Origin of the sequence: Cohnella sp. AR92, assembly GCF_003990975.1 — a bacterium.
In the GTDB taxonomy this organism is placed as follows: Bacteria; Bacillota; Bacilli; order Paenibacillales; family Paenibacillaceae; genus Cohnella.
This window is the reverse complement of record NZ_RZJR01000006.1, coordinates 255,058-273,959: the sequence shown is the minus strand read 5'-3', so window position 1 is coordinate 273,959 and position 18,902 is coordinate 255,058. Positions and strand designations below refer to the sequence as shown.

Sequence of the window (18,902 nt, the reverse complement as noted above, 5' to 3'; positions counted from 1 at the left end):
ACGCAGCCAACAGGAATATTATAGCATGGAAGCGACAATTCGGAGCCGTTCGAATGAAGCCTTAAGCCGATGCAAAAAGAGCATATTCGAGCATTCATTGTCGGAATCTTCTATAATAAGAAGACAAACAGCGTGCGATCTCCGTAATTAACCAGATTAACTTAGCTTCGAATCGTAGCTTAATAAACTTTGCGACAGAGAAAAGGAGACCTAAAGGATGGCAATCGTTCAAGTAACCATCGTTCCTCTCGGAACGGGAAGCACCGGCGTCAGCGAATACGTGGCCGCGGTGAAGCAGGAGCTCGACCGCGCCCCGGAGGAGATCCGTTATCAGCTCACGCCGATGAGCACGATCATCGAAGGAGAGCTGGATGACCTCCTTGCCGTCGTGCGCAGGCTTCATGAGGTTCCGTTCCGCGAAGGCGCGCAGCGCGTATCCACGACGATCACCATAGACGACCGCAGAGACAAGAAGGGGACGATGGAGCAGAAGCTGGCGTCGGTGGAAGAGAAGCTTAGACGTTAACCGATTCTCCAGATGCTTTCTTCAGAAACGTTCGATTCGTACGCAACATTCGGATAGCTGATTCCGTCCATTGTGCAGAAGCTTGAATCGTCCATAAAAGTATACGGGGGCATCGCTTATGTACAAGGGCATGTGGCGAATCGCTGGATTAATGTCGTTAATGATTGCGCTTGTTAGCGGGTGCTGGATGAGGATCCTGGTCAGCCTGAGTTAGAAGGAGAAGTGACGGAGATTCATCTGGCAGCGTCTCTGGAAGACGAGAGCTACGTTCGATTGGGGGATCGGAAAGTCTATCTTCTCAAGTTCACCCAATATCTAGTGTCGGGTCATCCGGCGACCGCGGATCGGATTCAGATCGGCGATAAGCTCGAGATCCGAACAACCGGTCTTGATGTAGGTGGAGACGGACGTATCCAAGCCTCGCAGATCCATATCGTCTAACAGCGTCATGCCAAAAAAATAAGAGATTCCAGGAAGCCGCTCTCGCCTTTTGGGACGCGGCTTCCTGCTATTTATCCCACATTCTGCCGCTTTGACGAGAGGGAGATAGAGTGATAAACTGTTCTTTCGTGACTGGTTATTCGGATTTAGGTCTACAGGCTTATGGACAATTTTCTCGAAGAACAAGTAGAGAGAAACCGTTGACACCCACAAAATATTGATATAAATTTAGAACTACGAACTACATATAGTCGGCGCGAGTGCCTTGGTCCTCGACAAGTTTCAAGGCATAAGAGGGAAGCCGGTCCGATTCCGGCGCGGTCCCGCCACTGTGTTGGTAGAGTTTCTCGCCTGTAAGTAGAGAGACTCGGATACCTAAGCCAGAGACCTGCTCGCGCCGAGCGGCACACCCTCTCCTACGATGAATAGGAGCGTGTCCGATACGTCCAGGATTCCGCATGCGCGAGGAGTTATTCCTTTTCGCCATGGACGCGTTCGGCATTTTCGATTCCAGATGTTGCCGGATGCGTCTTTTATTGTCAGTAGGTAGAAGTAGAGAGAGAGAGAGAGGAGACGGTACCATGCTGATCGCTTATGATTCCAAGACGGGTAACGTGAAGAGGTTCATTCGCAAGCTGGACTTGCCGGCCGTACAGATTGATGAACAGACCAAGCTGGACGAGCCGTTCGTGCTGGTTACATACACGACGGGATTCGGGCAACCTCCCGTGAAGGTCATGAATTTCCTCCAACATAATCACGATCGCATGATAGGCGTCTCCGCCAGCGGCAACCGCAACTGGGGCGACGGGTTCGCCAAGAGTGCCGATTATATCTCCCAGAAGTACGGGGTTCCGGTCCTGATGAAGTTCGAGATGTCGGGAACGTCCGTCGATGTGGAAAAATTCAAGAGAGAGGTGAGCCTCATTGCGTCACATTGAACTGAACAACCTGCTCATGCAGCGGGATTCCGAGGGCTTCTTCCAATTGGACAAGGACCGCGAGGCGGTCGATTCGTTCATGGAGGAAGTGAAGCGCAGAAGCTTGTCTTTCGCCAGCACGGCCGAGAAGGTTCGCTACATGATCGATCAGGACTTCTATGAGAACGTCTATGACCAATATACGGAGCAAGAAGTAGAAGACGTCTACGCCCTTGCTCATTCCTACGACTTCCAATTCCAATCCTACATGGCGGCTTCCAAGTTCTACACCGATTACGCCGTGAAGAGCAACGATAAATCGCTGTACCTGGAACACTACCCGGATCGCGTCTCCATCGTCGCCCTTCATCTTGGAGGCGGCAACGCGGACACCGCGCTGAAGCTGACTTCCGCCATGATGGAACAGCGCGTGCAGCCGGCTACCCCGACTTTCCTTAACGCGGGCAAGAGCCGCCGCGGCGAGCTCGTCTCCTGCTTCCTTCTCGAGATGGACGATGCGCTCAACTCGATCAACTACGTTCTCGGCACGTGCATGCAGCTGTCCAAGATCGGGGGCGGCGTTGCCGTCAACCTCTCCAAGCTGCGCGGACGCGGCGAACCGATCAAGGGCGTCGAAGGCGCGGCCAAGGGCATCATGCCGGTTCTGAAGCTGATGGAGGACGCCTTCTCCTATGCGGATCAGATGGGCCAACGCAAGGGCTCCGGAGCTGGCTATTACAACATCTTCGGCTGGGACGTCATGGAGTTCCTGGACAGCAAGAAGATCAACGCCGACGAGAAGACTCGCCTGAAGACGCTGTCGATCGGCCTGATCGTTCCGAATAAGTTCTACGAGCTTGCCGAGAAGAACCAGCCGCTTCACGTGTTCGGACCTTATTCCGTCTTCAAAGCATACGGCTCGCACCTCGACGATATGGATCTCGACGAGATGTACGATACGCTGCTCGCCGACTCCCGCGTCAAGAAAAAAGTCGTCATGAGCGCGCGCGACATGCTTACCAAGATTGCGACGATCCAGCTGGAATCCGGCTATCCTTATATCATGAACCGTTCGAACGCGAACCGCGAGCATGCGCTCAAGGGCATCGGTTCGATCAAAATGTCCAACCTGTGCACGGAGATCTTCCAATTGCAAGAGACGTCCGAGATCGGCGATTACGGCACGCCGGACGTGATTCGCCGCGACATCAGCTGCAACCTGGCATCGCTGAACATCGCTAACGTGATGGATACGCGCAAGATCCGCGAGTCCGTGCACGAAGGCATCACCGCCCTGACCGCCGTAAGCGACATGTCGAAGGTTGCGAACGCCCCGGGCGTTGAGAAGGCGAATAACGACCTTCATTCGGTCGGCCTCGGCGCCATGAACCTTCACGGCTATCTGGCGAAGAACCGCATCGCTTACGAGAGCGCGGAAGCGCGCGACTTCGTGCGCACGTTCTTCATGATGGTGAACTTCTATTCGATCGAGAGAAGCATGGAGATCGCCCGGGAGAAGGGTCAAACCTTCGCCGGCTTCGAACGTTCGGAGTATGCGAACGGCGCGTACTTCGAACGTTATCAATCGACCGATTACCGTCCGGCAACGGAGAAGGTGAAGGCGCTCTTCGGAGATGTCGCCATTCCGACGACGGAAGATTGGGCGAAGCTCGCGGCTCTCGTTCGGGAGCATGGCTTGTACCATGCTTACCGCCTGGCTATCGCGCCTACGCAGAGCATCTCGTACGTCCAGAACTCGACCGCGAGCGTGATGCCGATCGTCGAACCGATCGAGACCCGCACGTACGCGAACTCGACGACGTACTACCCGATGCCGTTCCTGTCGCGCGACAACTTCTTTTATTACAAGTCGGCGTATCAGATGGATCAGTTCAAGATCATCGACTTGATCGCGGAGATTCAAGCTCACGTCGACCAAGGCATCTCCACCGTTCTTCACGTTAACAGCGACGTGACGACGCGCGAGCTGTCGAGATTCTATATTTACGCGGCCAAGAAGGGATTAAAGTCCCTGTATTACACGCGGACGAACATTCTCTCGGTAGAGAACTGCGTAAGCTGCGCGGTATAAGGCATTGAAGCGCCGCTTCTGCGCGGCCGGAGAGGGGACAAGCAACGATGTGCGCGATGAAAGCCGTCAACTGGAATCGTCCGGATGACGATTTTACGAATATGTTCTGGAGCCAGAACATCATGCAGTTCTGGACAGACGAAGAGATTCCGTTATCGGATGACAAGATGGTATGGGTAGAACTGAGCGACGCGGAACGCACGCTCTACAAGAAGGTTCTCGGCGGCCTGACGCTGCTGGATACCGTGCAAGGCGGCATCGGCATGCCGAAGATTCTGGAGCATGTCGACGGCCTGCAGCGCAAAGCGGTGCTGGGCTTCATGGCGATGATGGAGCAGATCCATGCCAAGTCGTACAGCAGCATCTTCACGACGCTAGCGTCGACGGAAGAGATCGATGAGGTCTTCCGTTGGGTAGAAGAGAACAAGCACCTGCAGATCAAGGCCGAGACGATCTCCCAATACTACAAGAATATCGAGACTCGCAAGGACCTGTACCTCGCGATGGCCGCTTCCGTTCTTCTCGAGAGCTACTTGTTCTACAGCGGCTTCTTCTACCCGCTCTATCTGGCCGGACAAGGCAAGATGACGAGCAGCGGCGAGATTATCGACCTGATTCTGCGCGACGAGAGCATTCATGGCGTCTATGTCGGCTTGCTGGCTCAGGAAGTGTTCGCCGAGCTGGACGAGGACGAGCAGAAGGATGCGTCCGAGACGCTGAAGGGTCTGCTTCAATACCTTCATCAGAACGAGTTGAATTATACGGACGAGCTCTACCGCGAGCTTGGCCTCGACGAAGAAGTGAAGACCTTCATTCGTTATAACGCCAACAAGGCGATGATGAACCTCGGGCTGGACGAAGTGTTCCCGGTCGAGGACGTCAATCCGATCGTCTTCAACGGCATCAGCACGAAGACGAAGCAGCACGACTTCTTCTCCAAGAAGGGGAACGGATACGTGCGCACGTTGAACGTCGAGCCTCTGACGGACGACGATTTCAACTTTAATTTCTAAGACTTCGTATTCGCCCAAATAGAACCGGCAGCTTCCATTCAACGGAGGCTGCCGGTTCTTTGCGTTAATTCCCCTTGGATTCCAGCTTGAAGTAAGATTCCAGGAAGCTTAAATATTGCTCGGCCGCTCTCGGCAGGTATCTCTTGCCGTTCCAGGCGATCGCGAACTCGCGCCGGCAGACGGGCGATTCGATCCTCACGATTCTGTAGCCGGGATCGTCGTGCTGCTTGCTGGGGACGAATGCGATCCCGAGTCCCGCCTGAACCAGGCTCATTAAGGCAGAAGGTTCATCGACCTCGCAGCTGACCTGCCGCTCGATGCCGGCCGCCCGGCAGAATTCGTTATTAATCTGACGGAAGGGATGCCCCTCGTGATATTCGATGAAAGCTTCGTCCTTCGCTTCCTCCAAGGCGACGCTTCCTTTGTCCGCGAATCGATGGCCCACGGGGACCGCCAAGCACACTTCGGCCTTCAGAATGATCTTCTCGCGGATCCACGGCTGCTTCAGCGAGGCGGCGGTGAAGCAGAGATCAACCTCTCCGCGTTCAAGAAGAGAGATCATCTCGTTAGAAGCGGCAGGGGGGATCTGAACGACGCGGAAAAGGATTGAAGGGAATGCTTCGCGAAAGTCGCTGATCGAGTTGGAGAGGCGGTTGAGCGTGGATGTAGCAAGCCGGATCGTCCGCTGTTCCGTTCCCGTCATATCCTCGAGCTGTCGGCGTCCCTCCTCCAACGCGTTAAGAGCCGTCTCTACCTGTAGGAGAAAAGCCTTGCCGAACCGATTCAACCGGATCTGGCGGTTCTGCCGATCGAACAGAGGGACGCCGACATCTTCTTCGAGCCTGGAGATAGTCTTGCTAAGCGCAGGCTGAGCGATTCTAAGCTCTTCCGCCGCCCGCGTCATGTGTTCGTGCTTCGCTACGATTCGGAAATAATGCAGCTGCAGCAATTCCATCCCGGAACCCCCTGTATCCATACACTCAAGTATATAACCCCATGTCTAAATATATATTATCAATTATTAATATGGAAGGGTATAGTAAAACATGTAATCTGAAGCAGGAGATGATGACCATGGAGAACCACCCGCAAGTCCCTGAAGCTTCCCGGAACGGAGACGTCCTCATCCGGTTGCTTGCTTTTACCTTGATCCTCTCCTCCATGAGCGCGACCATGTTCAATATCGTATTGCCCGAGATTCGCGCGGATTACGGCTTGTCCGTCGCGCAGGTCAGCTGGGTATCGACCGCCTACTTGCTCATCTACGCGATCGGTTCCGTTCTCTACGGCAAGCTGCTGGACCGTTACCGGGCCAAGAGCTTGATCACCTTCGGCTTGCTGCTGTTCGCGGCAGGATCGCTTCTCGGACTGGTTGCGACGTCGTACGCCTTCGTCTTGGCTGCCCGAATCGTACAGTCGATAGGCGCGTCTGTGATTCCCGCGCTCGCGATGCTGATTCCCGTCCGTTACTTCCCTCCGGAGAGAAGAGGGAGGGCGCTCGGCATATCGGCTACAGGACTCGCCCTAGGCAACGCGATCGGACCGATCGTTTCTTCCTTGCTCGTCTCGCTGGTTCATTGGCGTTGGTTGTTCGCCATTCCGCTGCTTATCGTCGCAGCGATTCCGTTCTATAGGAAATACCTCTCCGGCGAGAAGGGAAGCGGAGGAAGCATCGATTGGCTGGGGGCAGCTCTTCTCGCAGGAACGGTCGCGACGTTGCTTCTGGCGATTACGCAATGGAACTTGGCCTATGCCGGAGTCAGCCTGCTATTCCTGATCGGCTTCCTCGTTCGGATTCGTAAGGCGGCAGAGCCTTTCGTGTCCCGTGCGTTAATGGGGGATCGGTTTTATTTAATGGGGTTAATGATCGCTGCGATCGTCATGAGCATCGGATATGCTTTAACGTTCGTAACGCCTCAATTGCTTGCGGATATCAACCGTCTGGAACCTGGTTTGATCGGATTCGTCATGGTTCCGGGAGCTTGCGTGTCGGCTTATCTAGGGCGTAAGATCGGGAAGCTGGCGGATCGGAAAGGCAATTCCTTCGTATATCACTCCGCATCCGCGCTGTTGTTCAGCTGCTTCCTTCTGTTGTCGTTCTTCGTCGGAAGCCCCGCTGTCGTGATCGGTTTTATTTTTATCCTGGGCAACGTAGGGCAGATGTTCATGCAGATTGCGTTGTCGAACACGATCTCCACGAGCATTCCGAAGAACCAAGCAGGGGTCGGCATGGGGCTGATGACGCTGTGCAACTTCCTCTCCGGAGCGATTGCAACCGGCATCTACGGGAGAGTGATGGATCTAGGGGCGGACACGCCTTGGATTCCGTGGCAATCGAACGAGACCGCCTTCGTCTTCAGCAATCTGTATCTAGTTCTGGCGATTGCGCATGCTGGCATTCTTGTCTTCTATCGAAGCGTATTCGTTCGAGGGAAGAAGAAGGCGAACTCGGCGACGACGATTCAAGCATAAGCAGAAAAGCGAACGAGGGAATGATAACGCCGTGCTGCGTTTATCATTCCTTTTGCGTATTCTCGTGATTTTGGATGAAAATCGAATAGAAGCTAAGAGAGCGGTTCGTGTAAGCGCTTATTTGAATGTCCTTTCCGTCCCAAATCCTCTTTTCCAACGCTTTTTCCTTTTGGCTTTCGAGTGGCGATGCAGTATGATCAATCCGTCAGTTAAATCCGTCATCGCTGAGTCTCCGCCAAAGAAGGAGATCGGGGGAACCAATCGCGGCGGGCCATGGGCCGCGCGGGGTGAATCGGAGCCGGCACGGCCGTATTCCGTAGGGCGACTCTAATCGCCCGAATCCGTCAGCTAACCTCGTAAGCGTCTTTAGAGAGGGTGAACCAGCTTCGGTCATTAGGGGCCGCGGAGGATTCTCCGCGGCTATTTGGCATGCCTTTTTGTCGAAATTTCGGGCAGCAATCGATTTTTTCCGGATTTTGCCCATCCGTTGGGATCGTACCATTAAGATTTTCAGGGGATACTTCAACAAAACGAACGTTAACGAAAGATTAGGGGACATGGGGAACGGTGATTGGGGTTGGCATCCAAGATTAAAAGGCTTCTCCTCGGACGACCGCTGAAGTCGAACGAATTAGGGGAACAGAAACTCAGAAAAACGAAAGCACTGGCAATACTCTCCTCCGATGCCTTGTCTTCCGTCGCATACGGTCCGGAACAGATCTTGCTCGTCTTGGTAACCGTCAGTACGGCGGCCTTCTGGTATTCGATCCCGATCGGGATCGGCGTACTCGTGCTTCTCACGGCGCTTATTATGTCTTACCGTCAGATCATCTTCGCTTATCCGCATGGCGGCGGCGCCTACGTGGTGTCCAAGGAAAATCTGGGGCTGTCCAGCGGTCTCGTGGCCGGCGGCTCGCTGCTCGTCGATTACATTCTGACCGTAGCCGTCAGCGTATCGGCCGGAACGGACGCTATCACTTCGGCATTCCCAAGCTTGCACCAGCATAACGTTCTGATCGCCGTCGCGTTCGTTATTTTCATCACCATATTGAACTTGCGCGGCGTCACGGAATCGGCCTCCATTCTCGCTTATCCGGTTTACTTATTCGTCCTGGCATTGTTCATCATGATCGGCGTCGGGCTTTACCGAATCGCGACCGGCGACGTGTCGCCCGAGCTTCACACGCCGGTCGGAACATCCGTGGCGGGTATCAGCCTGTTTATCTTGCTTCGGGCGTTCGCTTCGGGGAGCTCGGCATTGACGGGGGTTGAAGCCATCTCCAACTCGATCCCGAACTTCAAGGATCCCGGGCCGAACAATGCCGCCAAGACGCTCGCCGCGATGGGGATTCTGCTGGCCATCCTGTTCTCGGGCATCGTGTTCCTGGGTTATTACTACGGAATCGCGCCCAAGGCGGAAGTAACGGTGGTGTCCCAGATCGCCGAAGAGACGTTCGGACGGAACTTCATGTATTATTTTATCCAGGGTACGACGGCTTTGATCCTCATTCTGGCAGCCAATACGGGATATTCGGCATTCCCGCTGCTGGCGGTTAATCTGGCCAAAGACAAATTCATTCCGCGCATGTTCACGGTTCGAGGCGATCGGCTGGGCTACTCAAACGGAATAATATGCCTCGGATTCTTGTCCATTATTCTGATCGTAGCGTTCCGCGGCGAGACGGAGCAACTGATTCCGCTGTATGCGGTCGGGGTGTTCATCCCCTTCACGCTGTCGCAGACCGGGATGATCGTCAAGTGGATTCGGCAGAAGCCGCCGGGGTGGGTGCCGAAGCTGATCATCAACTTCATCGGGGCGCTCATCAGCTTCACGGTCATGCTCATGTTCTTCCTGACCAAGTTCACGAAGGTATGGCCTGTGCTTATCTTCCTGCCGATCATCATCTTCATCTTCCACAAGATCAAGAAGCATTACGAAGCGGTCGGAGAACAGCTGAGGCTGGCATCGTGCGAACCGGCGTTTCCGATCGAGGGCAACGTGATTATCGTGCCGGTATCGGGAATCACGCACGTCGTCGAGCACTCGTTGAATTATGCTCAGTCGCTGAAGGCGGATCAGATCATTGCGGTATATGTTCCTTTCGAGAGGGAGGACGAGGTTCGATTCGAGGAGAAGTGGAACCGGTGGAAGCCGGACATTCGTCTTGTCACCTTGCATTCGCCTTATCGGTCGATCATTCAGCCGCTCATGCGATTTATCGATTCCGTTCAGCACAAGGCTAGAGAGAACCATTACCAGGTTACGGTTATCATTCCCCAATTCATTCCGAAGAAGGGCTGGCAGCATATCCTGCACAACCAGACCAGCTTCATGATACGAACGAGGTTGCTGTACAGCAAGGACCTGATTATTACGACCGTTCCGTATCATCTAAAAAAGTAATCACTCGATGGAGAACCGGCAGCGTATCGCGCGCGCCGGTTTTTTGTTTGCATCGGGTGTCTTAATCGTAATATTGACGAATAAGAACAAAGGTGATAAGGTATCAACTGTGGTTATAGCGTAATAATTACGTATAAGGCCATGACTTTTGTTTGAAAAGGGGGGGACGAAAAATACATAAGCAGAGTGAAAAGGAGGCGGGCGGATGGAGATGCTGCAGTACGATTTTATGCGCAGGGCCTTGTTAGCCGGCGGTATTGTTGCGCTGATCGCATCTGCGCTGGGCGTGTATCTGCTGCTTAGGCGTCAGGCGATGATGGCGGATATGCTCTCGCACGTCTCGTTGGCCGGCGTTGCGCTTGGAATCTATCTAAAGTGGAATCCCACATTGTCCGGCTTGGCTGTCGCGGTTCTCGGAGCCGTTGCCGTGGAATGGATACGGAGAACGTATAAATCTTACAGCGAGTTGTCCGTGGCGATTATCATGGTGGGCGGATTGTCGGTATCCATGATTCTGATGAGCATGGGCAAGGGTTTAAACAAGGGCTTCACCGCTTATTTGTTCGGCTCGATCGTGGCCGTTAATCCTGCCGAACTTCTTTATCTGCTTGCTGCATCTGGCGCAGGTGGGGCCTTCTGCCTTCTTTTCCGCAGATGGCTTTACCTGATCAGCTTCGACGAAGAGACGGCGCAAGCAAGCGGAATTCCCGTCGCATGGCTGTCTATGGGCTTCAGCATGCTCGTCGGCGCGATCGTCGCGTCCGCGATTCCGATTGTCGGCGTGCTGCTGCTGTCTTCGCTGATCGTCCTTCCCGCGGCGCTGGCGATTCGGATCGCCCCAAGCTTCCGGTGGGCCATCCTTCTCTCCATGGGAACGGGCTTTATCGGCACTTTAGGAGGAATCTCGGCTTCTTATCAGCTTAGCTCTCCTCCCGGAGCTACCATCGCGTTCGTGCTTCTCTTGATGCTGATCTTGGGGATAACCGGCAGGAGAGTGCTTCTAAGGCTTAGACGTCACAGCAAGAAAACACTTAACCACTTTAACTATGAGAATGCGGAGGAAATATGAGAAACGATTCTTGGTGGAAAGCTTCATTGGTTCTGGTTACCGGAGCGGCGCTGCTCTTATCCGGTTGCGGCAAGTCGTCAGAGAGCGCGGTTAGCGAGAAATTGAATGTCGTCGCGACGTTCTATCCTATGTATGAATTCGCGAAGCAGGTGGCCGGCGAACATGCCATCGTTACCGCGCTCGTTCCATCGGGCGTAGAGCCGCATGATTGGGAACCAAGCGCGAAGGACATGGCTCTGATCCAGGAAGCGGACGTGTTCGTATACAACGGACTCGTGGAAGGCTGGGTGGACGATGCGTTATCGAGCGCCAAGAAGGAGAACCGAATCGTGGTTCGGGCTAGCGAAGGGATTCCTCTAATGGAAGGGGAGGAGCATGATCATGAACATGAAGATGGCGAGGGTATCGATTCGCACGAAGAAGAGCATCCGCAGGATCCGCATGTTTGGTTGAGTCCGGTTCTGGCCCAGCAAGAAGTCATCGCCATCCTGAAAGCTCTGGAGAAGGCTGACCCGGCTAACAAGACAGATTATCGTAAGAACGCGGACAACTATATCGCCAAGCTCCAACAATTAGATGAAGATTATCGCGAAGGCTTAAAGAACGTGTCCAAGAAAGAGCTGGTTACGCAGCATGCGGCATTCGGTTATTTAGCGAAGGAATACGGATTGGTGCAGGTACCGATCTCTGGGCTGTCTCCCGAGCAAGAGCCATCCCCCGAAGAGATGGCTAAGGTCGTAGAGTTCGCACGCGAGCATCAGGTAGGAACGATCTTCTTCGAGACGCTCGTCGATCCTAAGGTGGCACGGACGATCGCGACCGAGATCGGGGCTCAGACGGATGTTCTCAATCCGTTGGAAGGATTAACGGAAGAGGAGCTAGCCAATCACCTGGATTATATCGGCGTCATGGAGAACAACCTGAAAGCCTTGCGGAAGGCGTTAAGCTAAGAGAAGCGTTTTATCTCGCGTCGTATAACTGTAATAATTACATATAAAGGGGTGCTGAAATGAATAAAATTCCTGTCACCGTTCTCAGCGGCTATCTGGGCTCTGGAAAGACGACGGTGCTCAATCATGTGCTCAACAATCGTCAAGGCATGAAGGTTGCCGTAATCGTCAACGACTTGAGCGAAGTGAATATCGACGCGGGACTTATCAAGGAGGGCGGAGGGCTCTCGAGAACGGATGAGAAGCTGGTCGAGATGTCCAACGGTTGTATCTGCTGTACGCTTAGGGAAGATCTGCTTCGCGAGGTCGAGAGATTAGCGCAGGACGGGCGGTTCGACTACATTCTGATCGAGTCGACCGGCGTTGGAGAGCCTATCCCCGTGGCTCAGACTTTCACCTATAAAGATGAGGAGCAGGGCATCGACCTGAGTCGTTTGTGCCGGCTTGATTGCATGGTGACGGTCGTGGACGCCTACCGTTTCTGGCATGATTTCTCCTCCGGAGAGTCGCTTCTGGAGAGGCGGCAAGCCGTAGGCGAAGATGATACGCGAGAAGTCGTCGACCTCCTGATCGATCAGATCGAATTCTGCGATGTTCTTCTGCTGAATAAATGCGATTTGATCGAGGAGAAGGAGCTCCTGGAGCTTGAGGAACTTCTTCGCAAGCTGCAGCCGCGCGCCAAGCTGATTCGGACGGTGAAGGGCAGGGTGGATCCGGCGGATATCTTGAATACCGGGCGGTTCGACTTTGAACAATCGAGCCGATCCGCAGGCTGGATCAAGGAGCTGGAGAAGCCGGTTCATACGCCGGAGACGGAAGAGTACGGCATCGCATCGTTTGTCTATGAGCGACTGAGGCCGATGCACCCTGGAAGGTTGATGAACTGGCTCAGCGCTTGGCCGGCCGAAGTCGTCCGTGCCAAAGGCGTCTTGTGGGTGGCTTCGAGAAATCAAATGGGCCAGAGCCTAAGTCAAGCCGGACCTTCGATTCAGTTCGGCCCTGCAGGGTATTGGGTCGCCGCATTGCCCGAAGCGGAGCAAGCTTGGTACCGCCGACAGGATCCGGAGCTGGAGGCGAATTGGTCTCCGGAGTTTGGCGACCGGATCAATAAGGTCGTCTTTATCGGTATCGATATGCAGAAGGAGTCGATCATCGCCTCCTTAGACGACTGCCTTCTAACGGATATGGAGATGAACCTGGATTGGCGTCGATTCGAAGATCCGCTTCCTAATGCTTGAGGGAAAGGGACCAAGACTAGAAGCCGGCCATAAGATAGTGGGAGACAATGCTTGCTCAGAAGGAAGGGAGCACCCACGGAAGATCAAGATCCTTATGTCATTCGGTTGGAATATCCTTTATACCCTATCCCTCGATTCGGCTGGAATGGGCCGCCGCATACGCAGCTAAGCCGGATCCTGAAGAACGGCATGGTTCGGTTCGAGGCCTATCTCGATCAATTCCTTAAGCTGCGCCCGCAGCTTGCGCGGATTGCGCAGAAGCACTCGTTCACCGAGCCTGGCAAGCCTTACTGGTTCAATCGCTGGCTTCCTGGCATGGATGCGATAGCGTTATATGGGTTCGTGGCCGTCTCGAAGCCAGAGCGTTATTATGAGATCGGCTCGGGAATGTCCACCTCGTTCGTTCGGCAAGCGATCCTAGACTTCAACCTGACAACGAAGATTCTATCGATCGATCCGCAGCCTCGTTCGGAGATCGATGCCATCTGCGACACCGTCGTGCGGCTGCCGCTTGAGGAGACGAGTCTGGAGCTGTTCGACGACCTCGAACCGGGCGATATTCTGTTCGTGGACAGCAGCCATCGTTCGTTCACGAACTCGGACGTTACCATCGCGGTCCTTGAAGTGCTGCCACGGTTGAAGCCCGGCGTCCTGGTCCATTTTCACGACATCTTCTTGCCGTACGATTATCCGCCTCAAATGAGCGATCGCTACTATAATGAACAATATTTGCTCGCAGCTATGCTTCTGGGCGGAGGAACCCGGTATACGGTTGAGTTTCCTTGTTATTACCTGGCCAGGTCGGGTGAATGCAAGGCGGCGGAGGGAGAGGACGTACTCTGGCAAGAAATCGGCCTTGCGCCGGAACAGGTCGTTGGAGGGTCGTTCTGGATAAAGGTGGCTGAAGATCCCGTTAAATAAGAAGATACTCAGGTTAATCGCAGGTTGATTTCGTATAGATGATAGTGAAATGGGAAAGCTGAGAATGGAATGAGAAAAATATCACAAAGTAGGTGTGCGGTTAAATAGTATCCAGAGCAAATATAACAACTTCGGAGTTGTGCTGATAGCTTCGCAAGCTTTGCATTGGACGCTGATTGAAAAGTTTCGGTTCGAGTTCATGAGCTCATAATCATAAGGCTTAGCTGCAGCAGTTCAATCGCTTTGCCGGCAAAGAATCATAACCAGTCGAGATGTGTTAATAAAGAGATACGAATTGAAATCATAAGAGATAATCCAATTGGATAAATACGTAAGCGACAGTAACAAAACCGAATCATTAAAAATATTGGATCTAACCAAGGAAAAGCTGAATGAGACGGCTGAGAACCTAATGAGAACCTAATAAATGATATAATCAAAGCGCTTGGCCGTTTAATCTGCATGACAATTTCACAAAACCCGTATTTTATACAGAAGTCGATAAAACGGTTTTATCAATACTTGTACTCCGAATTTACTTTCTATTCCAGGTTGCAAGCCCTTAAATACCTTCGAATCCTTGTACTCTTCATACAATTCACTGCACTCTTTCTTTTTCTCTCTAAATGAAAAACGGCAGCCACGCTTCTTGGCGGCTGCCGTTGCGTATTTTGAACAACAACATTACATCAATCACGAACCTTAAGCCTGGGAATAGGCGCTTGGGTCAAAGAAGGCGATTTCCCACAGATGTCCATCCAAGTCCTCGAAGCTTCTGACATACATAAAGCCATGATCCATCGGTGCTCTGCTTTCCTTCCCTCCCGCGGCCAGCGCCTTGTTAGCCAGTTCGTCTGCCTGTTCTCTGCTGTCAGCAGACAGCGCAATAATACCTGCAGCAGCGCTGGCGACATCTGCCAGAGGCTTGGTAATGAACGTCCGGAAATACGACTCCGTAAGCAACTGAACGAACGTATTGTCGTTTACTACAAGGCAGGCTGAATTTTCGTCGGAGAACTGGGGGTTGAACTCGAAGCCGATGCTGCCGAAAAATTCCTTTGTCCGATTTAGATCTTTAATAGGCAAGTTTATAAAAGTATGAGTAGATTTGTATGCCATCTTGGGTCACCTCATTATATTTTTTTATCGTCATTACTTGGTAGTATTGATGTTCCTGCGAAGTATAAACCGTAAGCTCTTGAGCGCGTCACGCTTCAGGTAAAGGAGAACGGCCACAAATACTAAAATCAATAAAGGAACAGCTGCATCCGTCACGTGGCCTGCGGCAAGATTCGTTAGAGTCGCTCCGATCAGGATGACGATCATGATCGCTAACGATGAAGCTACCGCTTTCTGGCTACGGTAGCCGGCTATAAGAATCAGTGCGGCCAAAATTTCGAAAACGCCAACTGTGTAAATCAATGCGACCGGCGTTCCGATTTTGTCGGTGAACAATTCCTTGATTTGGTCGGCAGCGGAAAAGATTTTCGAAGCCCCAGCAAACAAAAAGTCCAATGCAATTAGACCCTGCAGAATACGTACAACCCATTTCATAAGTCAAACACTCCTTTAGGGGGTTCCTGTAAAATGGTCTTGGCTCCGGCTGTCCCTATTTCTTTATCTCGTTCAACCTTAATAACTCACCATCCTTTATCGCAATATCATCTTTTTGTTGGTTATAATATACCCTATCGGGAATATTCTTGTAAAGGAATATTTACGAAATGACACAGATGACGAGTTCCATGGCGGTTGCCTTCATAACGGTTCTTCTCTGTATCCCCATGTGAGATAACTCCGGTAGTTTACTTTTTTAGAGCGTGCAATTCCAGTCTGTTTCAGATCACGTTTAGGCGAGTGCCGCGTATTCTAACGGGAAAGGATTATGATTCGCGGAGGTAACGACAGTGGGATATTACGTAACGGTTGAGCCAGGTGTAAAGCTCTATGTAGAGGACATCAACCCGGGAGGAAACAAGACGATCGTGTTTCTCCATGGCTGGCCGTTCAGCCATGACCAGTTCGAGTATCAGTTCGATCTACTGCCGAGCGCAGGGTTTCGCTGCATCGGTATCGACTGGCGCGGCTTCGGCAAGTCAGACCGTCCCTATGGCGGTTATACGTTGGAGCGGCTTGCGGACGATATCCGTGCAGTCGTTGACACGCTCCAGTTGAGAGATTTCGTGCTCGTCGGCCATTCGACCGGAGGCGCAATAGCTGTCAAATACGTAGTTCGTTACAATGGCGGAGGCGTATCCAAGCTCGTGCTAATAGACGCGGCAGTTCCAAGGGGCTTCACCACGGAGACAGCAGCGCAGCTGCTAAAACAAACGTTGAACGACCGGGCAAATATGTTGCGCGGCGTAAGGGACATGTTCTTTTTCCAGTACATCACCGAGCCACTCTCGGACTGGTTCCAGCAGATGGGCATGCAAGCTGCAGGCTGGTCAACGGCCGCGATCATCGTCTTGCTGCGCGACTTCGATCTGAATCCCGACCTGCCAAACATCCAAATTCCGACACTGATCGTGCATGGCATTCACGATAAGGTTATTCCATTCAGCCAGGCAGAAGAGATGCAGCGCAAAATCCCCCATTCACGACTCGTGCCGTTCATGTTCAGCGGCCACGGTTCGTTCTACGAAGAGCGCGACAAGCTCAATGAGTTACTTCGGGAATTTACTTTAATGAACTAAATCAAGAAAAAGGCCTCCAAAATCCGTAGGGCCCAGATCTCGTATATCATCCCCTCCCCTATTAACGAAAAACGAAACAAAAAGTCCGCTTGCGCGGACCTTTATGCCGTTTGTGAAGTCGCAAAGTATGATTAGCTGTGCGAAGATCTCAAACCGCCTCGTCCAAACGGCGGATGCAGCCATGCTTGCAAGCTCCTCCTTATCTTCGCCGACAGCGACGTTTGATTGATGATCGGATTTCGTGAACCCCTCGTCTACGGTTTACATGCCGATTCTGTCTTCTTGGAACTGCCGCCCATGAACGGCTTGCAGCGGGTTCGGACGTTCGGCATCCGGGCCGTACGACCTCCATGCGACGCATCATTTCGTTTTCCTCGTGTTCAAGGATGTGACAGTGCCAAACATAAAGTCCTGCATAGTCGACGAACCGCGCGATGATACGGGTCACCTCGCCGGGATTCGCCCGTACGACATCCTTGTATCCCCGTTCATAGGTTGCCGGCGGTACGCGCGGTCCCGTGAATACCAGCTCCCCCGTTTTTTCGAAATGTTCTACATCGTAGGGTTGGCGGTCCAAGATTAGAAATCGGACCAAGTGAAGGTGGATCGGGTGGGTGCCAGGGGAAGTGTTGATCAGCCGCCAGATTTCCGTCGATCCTAGAACAGGCTTTTCGGTAGTGGAGTCCCCCCAAAGGTAAGGCTGCGTTCTCCCCGTCAGGTTCCGAGTGCCGAGAAGAACGATCGCGCGCTCTTCCTCTCCCTCCCGTTCGGTTCCGTCGTTCAGTGTAACGTCGCGGATTTTTGCAACCTTGTTAGGATTCAGGCGCTTGAGCTGCGCAAGTCGCTTCGGTATGCGGGAATGGTCTTTGCCGGACATGGGTTGGTTTACCCGAAACTGCATGATCAGGCCGTCCGTGTTCGGATTGGGGGGAAGGCCGACGTCAAACGGGGCGAGCGCGCTGTTCGTCATCGTGAATGTCTTGCCCCTTTGGCCGGTGAAATCAACGATCACGTCTACCCGTTCTCCCGGGGCTAACAAGAACTCCTCGACGGCGGCAGGTCGTTCCATGAGCCCATCGTCGGTGCCTATCACATGGAAAGTCAGAACCGGATCTAATCGAAGCTGATAGAATCGGGAGTTAGATCCGTTCAGGATGCGGAACCGGTAGCGTCGGGGCTCCACATCCAGGTAGGGCCAGAGTTTACCATTGACCGCGATCGTATTGGCTAGGAACTGGGGCTCCCAGTGCTCCGGGTAAAAGAGAGACCCGTCCGGGTTGAACTGTCGATCCGTAATCAAGATCGGTATCTCGTAGGGGATTTTGGGCAGAGGGAGCTTCTCTTCGACTGCGTCGCGAATGAAATAGAACCCCTGTAGGCCCGAATACACGTTCAGCCTGGTGATGCCGATGGCATGATCATGGTAGTGCAGTTGGGCGGCGGGTTGCCGGTTCGGGTATTCGAACACATCGGTCTTGAAGAGCGGTCCAATCTGTGTCAGGCCGGGCGTATACCACTGATCGGGCGTTCCGTCGTATTCGGCCGGGGCATTGATTCCGTGCAAATGCACGACGTTCCGAACATCGGGCCTGAAATTCTGGGTTCCGTTGCCCGAAAATAGTGCTTCCGCGCCAAAAATACTATGATCCACCGTAAGAAGCGACGTCGTCGGCAATTCGTTGATCCAATGCACTTTGATAGGACAGTTCCTTCGTGCCGCGATCGTGGGTCCCGGCCACATGCCGTTGTATCCCCAAAGCGTCGTGACCGGGAAATCGCGATGGACTTGCTGTTGGGTTTGCCGCATTCTCACTTCATAGTAAGGCTTGCCGTTAATCTTCCGGACCGGTTTAAGAATCGGTGGAATCGGCAACGGGTCGACGAATTTCGGTATCGTCTCCGGATCCGCGGGATTCACCGTCATCTCTCGTTCCGCCACGCTTCGCCTTGATTCATGGGAATCATCCTCCTCCACTCATCAGTATGAGAGGCGGGACATACGTACCTGTGCATATACACAGGGCTATTAACCATTTCTGGACTTTCAAATTGGGGATGACTCGGTTTAGAACGACTCTGCCCAGGTTCTTCGTTTCCCCCATGCCTGAACTATAGAATGCACAGGATTATTCTTTAATTCGTTCAGTGTAAACCGCTTTC

At 53.0% G+C, this 18,902-nt stretch carries 16 protein-coding genes and 2 riboswitches; of the genes, 12 read left to right on the top strand and 4 right to left on the bottom strand.

All coding sequences use genetic code 11. The features are described 5' to 3' along the window. Positions 1-217 precede the first annotated feature (217 nt). The 5 genes from ELR57_RS11720 to nrdF all read left to right on the top strand — a co-directional run bounded on the left by ELR57_RS11720 (position 218) and on the right by nrdF (position 4,992). Positions 218-526, top strand: a complete 309-nt coding sequence (locus ELR57_RS11720) for an MTH1187 family thiamine-binding protein (protein ID WP_126959253.1) — start codon at positions 218-220, stop codon at positions 524-526. Between the two features lie 222 nt (positions 527-748). Next, on the top strand, positions 749-967 hold the full coding sequence (locus tag ELR57_RS11715) for a hypothetical protein (RefSeq protein ID WP_126959252.1): 219 nt from the start codon (positions 749-751) through the stop codon (positions 965-967). Between the two features lie 241 nt (positions 968-1,208). Continuing rightward, positions 1,209-1,377, top strand: a riboswitch (cobalamin riboswitch). A 171-nt stretch (positions 1,378-1,548) separates the two neighbouring features. Beyond that, entirely contained in the window at positions 1,549-1,908 is a 360-nt protein-coding gene (gene nrdI / locus ELR57_RS11710) for a class Ib ribonucleoside-diphosphate reductase assembly flavoprotein NrdI (protein ID WP_126959251.1), read from the top strand. Beyond that, positions 1,895-3,979 (top strand): class 1b ribonucleoside-diphosphate reductase subunit alpha, encoded by a 2,085-nt coding sequence (gene nrdE / locus ELR57_RS11705; RefSeq protein ID WP_126959250.1) that lies wholly within the window; start codon positions 1,895-1,897, stop codon positions 3,977-3,979. Before nrdI ends, nrdE begins: the two co-directional genes overlap by 14 nt. Positions 3,980-4,026: 47 nt before the next feature. Then, positions 4,027-4,992, top strand: a complete 966-nt coding sequence (gene nrdF, locus ELR57_RS11700; protein ID WP_126959249.1) for a class 1b ribonucleoside-diphosphate reductase subunit beta — start codon at positions 4,027-4,029, stop codon at positions 4,990-4,992. A gap of 64 nt (positions 4,993-5,056) precedes the next feature. On the opposite strand, the gene ELR57_RS11695 is transcribed toward nrdF, so the two are convergent. Further along, on the bottom strand, positions 5,057-5,947 hold the full coding sequence (locus tag ELR57_RS11695) for a LysR family transcriptional regulator (RefSeq protein ID WP_126959248.1): 891 nt from the start codon (positions 5,945-5,947) through the stop codon (positions 5,057-5,059). A gap of 113 nt (positions 5,948-6,060) precedes the next feature. Between ELR57_RS11695 and ELR57_RS11690 the strand changes: the two genes are divergently transcribed. The 6 genes from ELR57_RS11690 (at position 6,061) to ELR57_RS11665 (ending at position 14,046) form a co-directional block, all read left to right on the top strand. Continuing rightward, positions 6,061-7,464 (top strand): MFS transporter, encoded by a 1,404-nt coding sequence (locus ELR57_RS11690; protein ID WP_370452254.1) that lies wholly within the window; start codon positions 6,061-6,063, stop codon positions 7,462-7,464. 212 nt (positions 7,465-7,676) lie between these two features. Then, a riboswitch (cyclic di-AMP (ydaO/yuaA leader) is annotated at positions 7,677-7,843 on the top strand. 198 nt (positions 7,844-8,041) lie between these two features. Continuing rightward, positions 8,042-9,868, top strand: a complete 1,827-nt coding sequence (locus ELR57_RS11685; protein ID WP_126959246.1) for an APC family permease — start codon at positions 8,042-8,044, stop codon at positions 9,866-9,868. A 205-nt stretch (positions 9,869-10,073) separates the two neighbouring features. Beyond that, positions 10,074-10,937 carry a metal ABC transporter permease gene (locus ELR57_RS11680; RefSeq protein WP_126959245.1) on the top strand — a complete coding sequence of 288 codons (864 nt, stop codon included), beginning with the start codon at positions 10,074-10,076 and terminating at the stop codon, positions 10,935-10,937. Next, a complete protein-coding gene (locus ELR57_RS11675) occupies positions 10,934-11,887 on the top strand; it encodes a metal ABC transporter substrate-binding protein (RefSeq protein ID WP_126959244.1) in 954 nt (317 codons plus the stop codon). Before ELR57_RS11680 ends, ELR57_RS11675 begins: the two co-directional genes overlap by 4 nt. A 59-nt stretch (positions 11,888-11,946) precedes the next feature. Beyond that, the gene (locus ELR57_RS11670; RefSeq protein WP_126959243.1) at positions 11,947-13,125 is read left to right on the top strand and encodes a GTP-binding protein; all 1,179 of its coding nucleotides are present in this window, start codon (positions 11,947-11,949) and stop codon (positions 13,123-13,125) included. Positions 13,126-13,176: 51 nt separating this feature from the next. Continuing rightward, positions 13,177-14,046: a class I SAM-dependent methyltransferase gene (locus ELR57_RS11665; RefSeq protein WP_126959242.1), complete on the top strand. Its 870-nt coding sequence runs from the start codon at positions 13,177-13,179 to the stop codon at positions 14,044-14,046. Positions 14,047-14,748: 702 nt separating this feature from the next. Here ELR57_RS11665 and ELR57_RS11660 read toward each other — a convergent pair. Together ELR57_RS11660 and ELR57_RS11655 are read right to left on the bottom strand one after the other, a co-directional pair. Further along, positions 14,749-15,165: a VOC family protein gene (locus tag ELR57_RS11660; RefSeq protein WP_126959241.1), complete on the bottom strand. Its 417-nt coding sequence runs from the start codon at positions 15,163-15,165 to the stop codon at positions 14,749-14,751. 33 nt (positions 15,166-15,198) lie between these two features. Next, the gene (locus tag ELR57_RS11655; RefSeq protein WP_126959240.1) at positions 15,199-15,600 is read right to left on the bottom strand and encodes a DoxX family protein; all 402 of its coding nucleotides are present in this window, start codon (positions 15,598-15,600) and stop codon (positions 15,199-15,201) included. A 353-nt stretch (positions 15,601-15,953) separates the two neighbouring features. Between ELR57_RS11655 and ELR57_RS11650 the strand changes: the two genes are divergently transcribed. Then, entirely contained in the window at positions 15,954-16,742 is a 789-nt protein-coding gene (locus ELR57_RS11650; RefSeq protein WP_126959239.1) for an alpha/beta fold hydrolase, read from the top strand. A 199-nt stretch (positions 16,743-16,941) separates the two neighbouring features. Here the strand turns inward: ELR57_RS11650 and ELR57_RS11645 are convergent, their stop codons facing one another. After that, positions 16,942-18,666, bottom strand: coding sequence for a multicopper oxidase family protein (locus ELR57_RS11645; protein ID WP_126959238.1), 1,725 nt, complete (start codon positions 18,664-18,666; stop codon positions 16,942-16,944). Positions 18,667-18,902 lie beyond the last annotated feature (236 nt).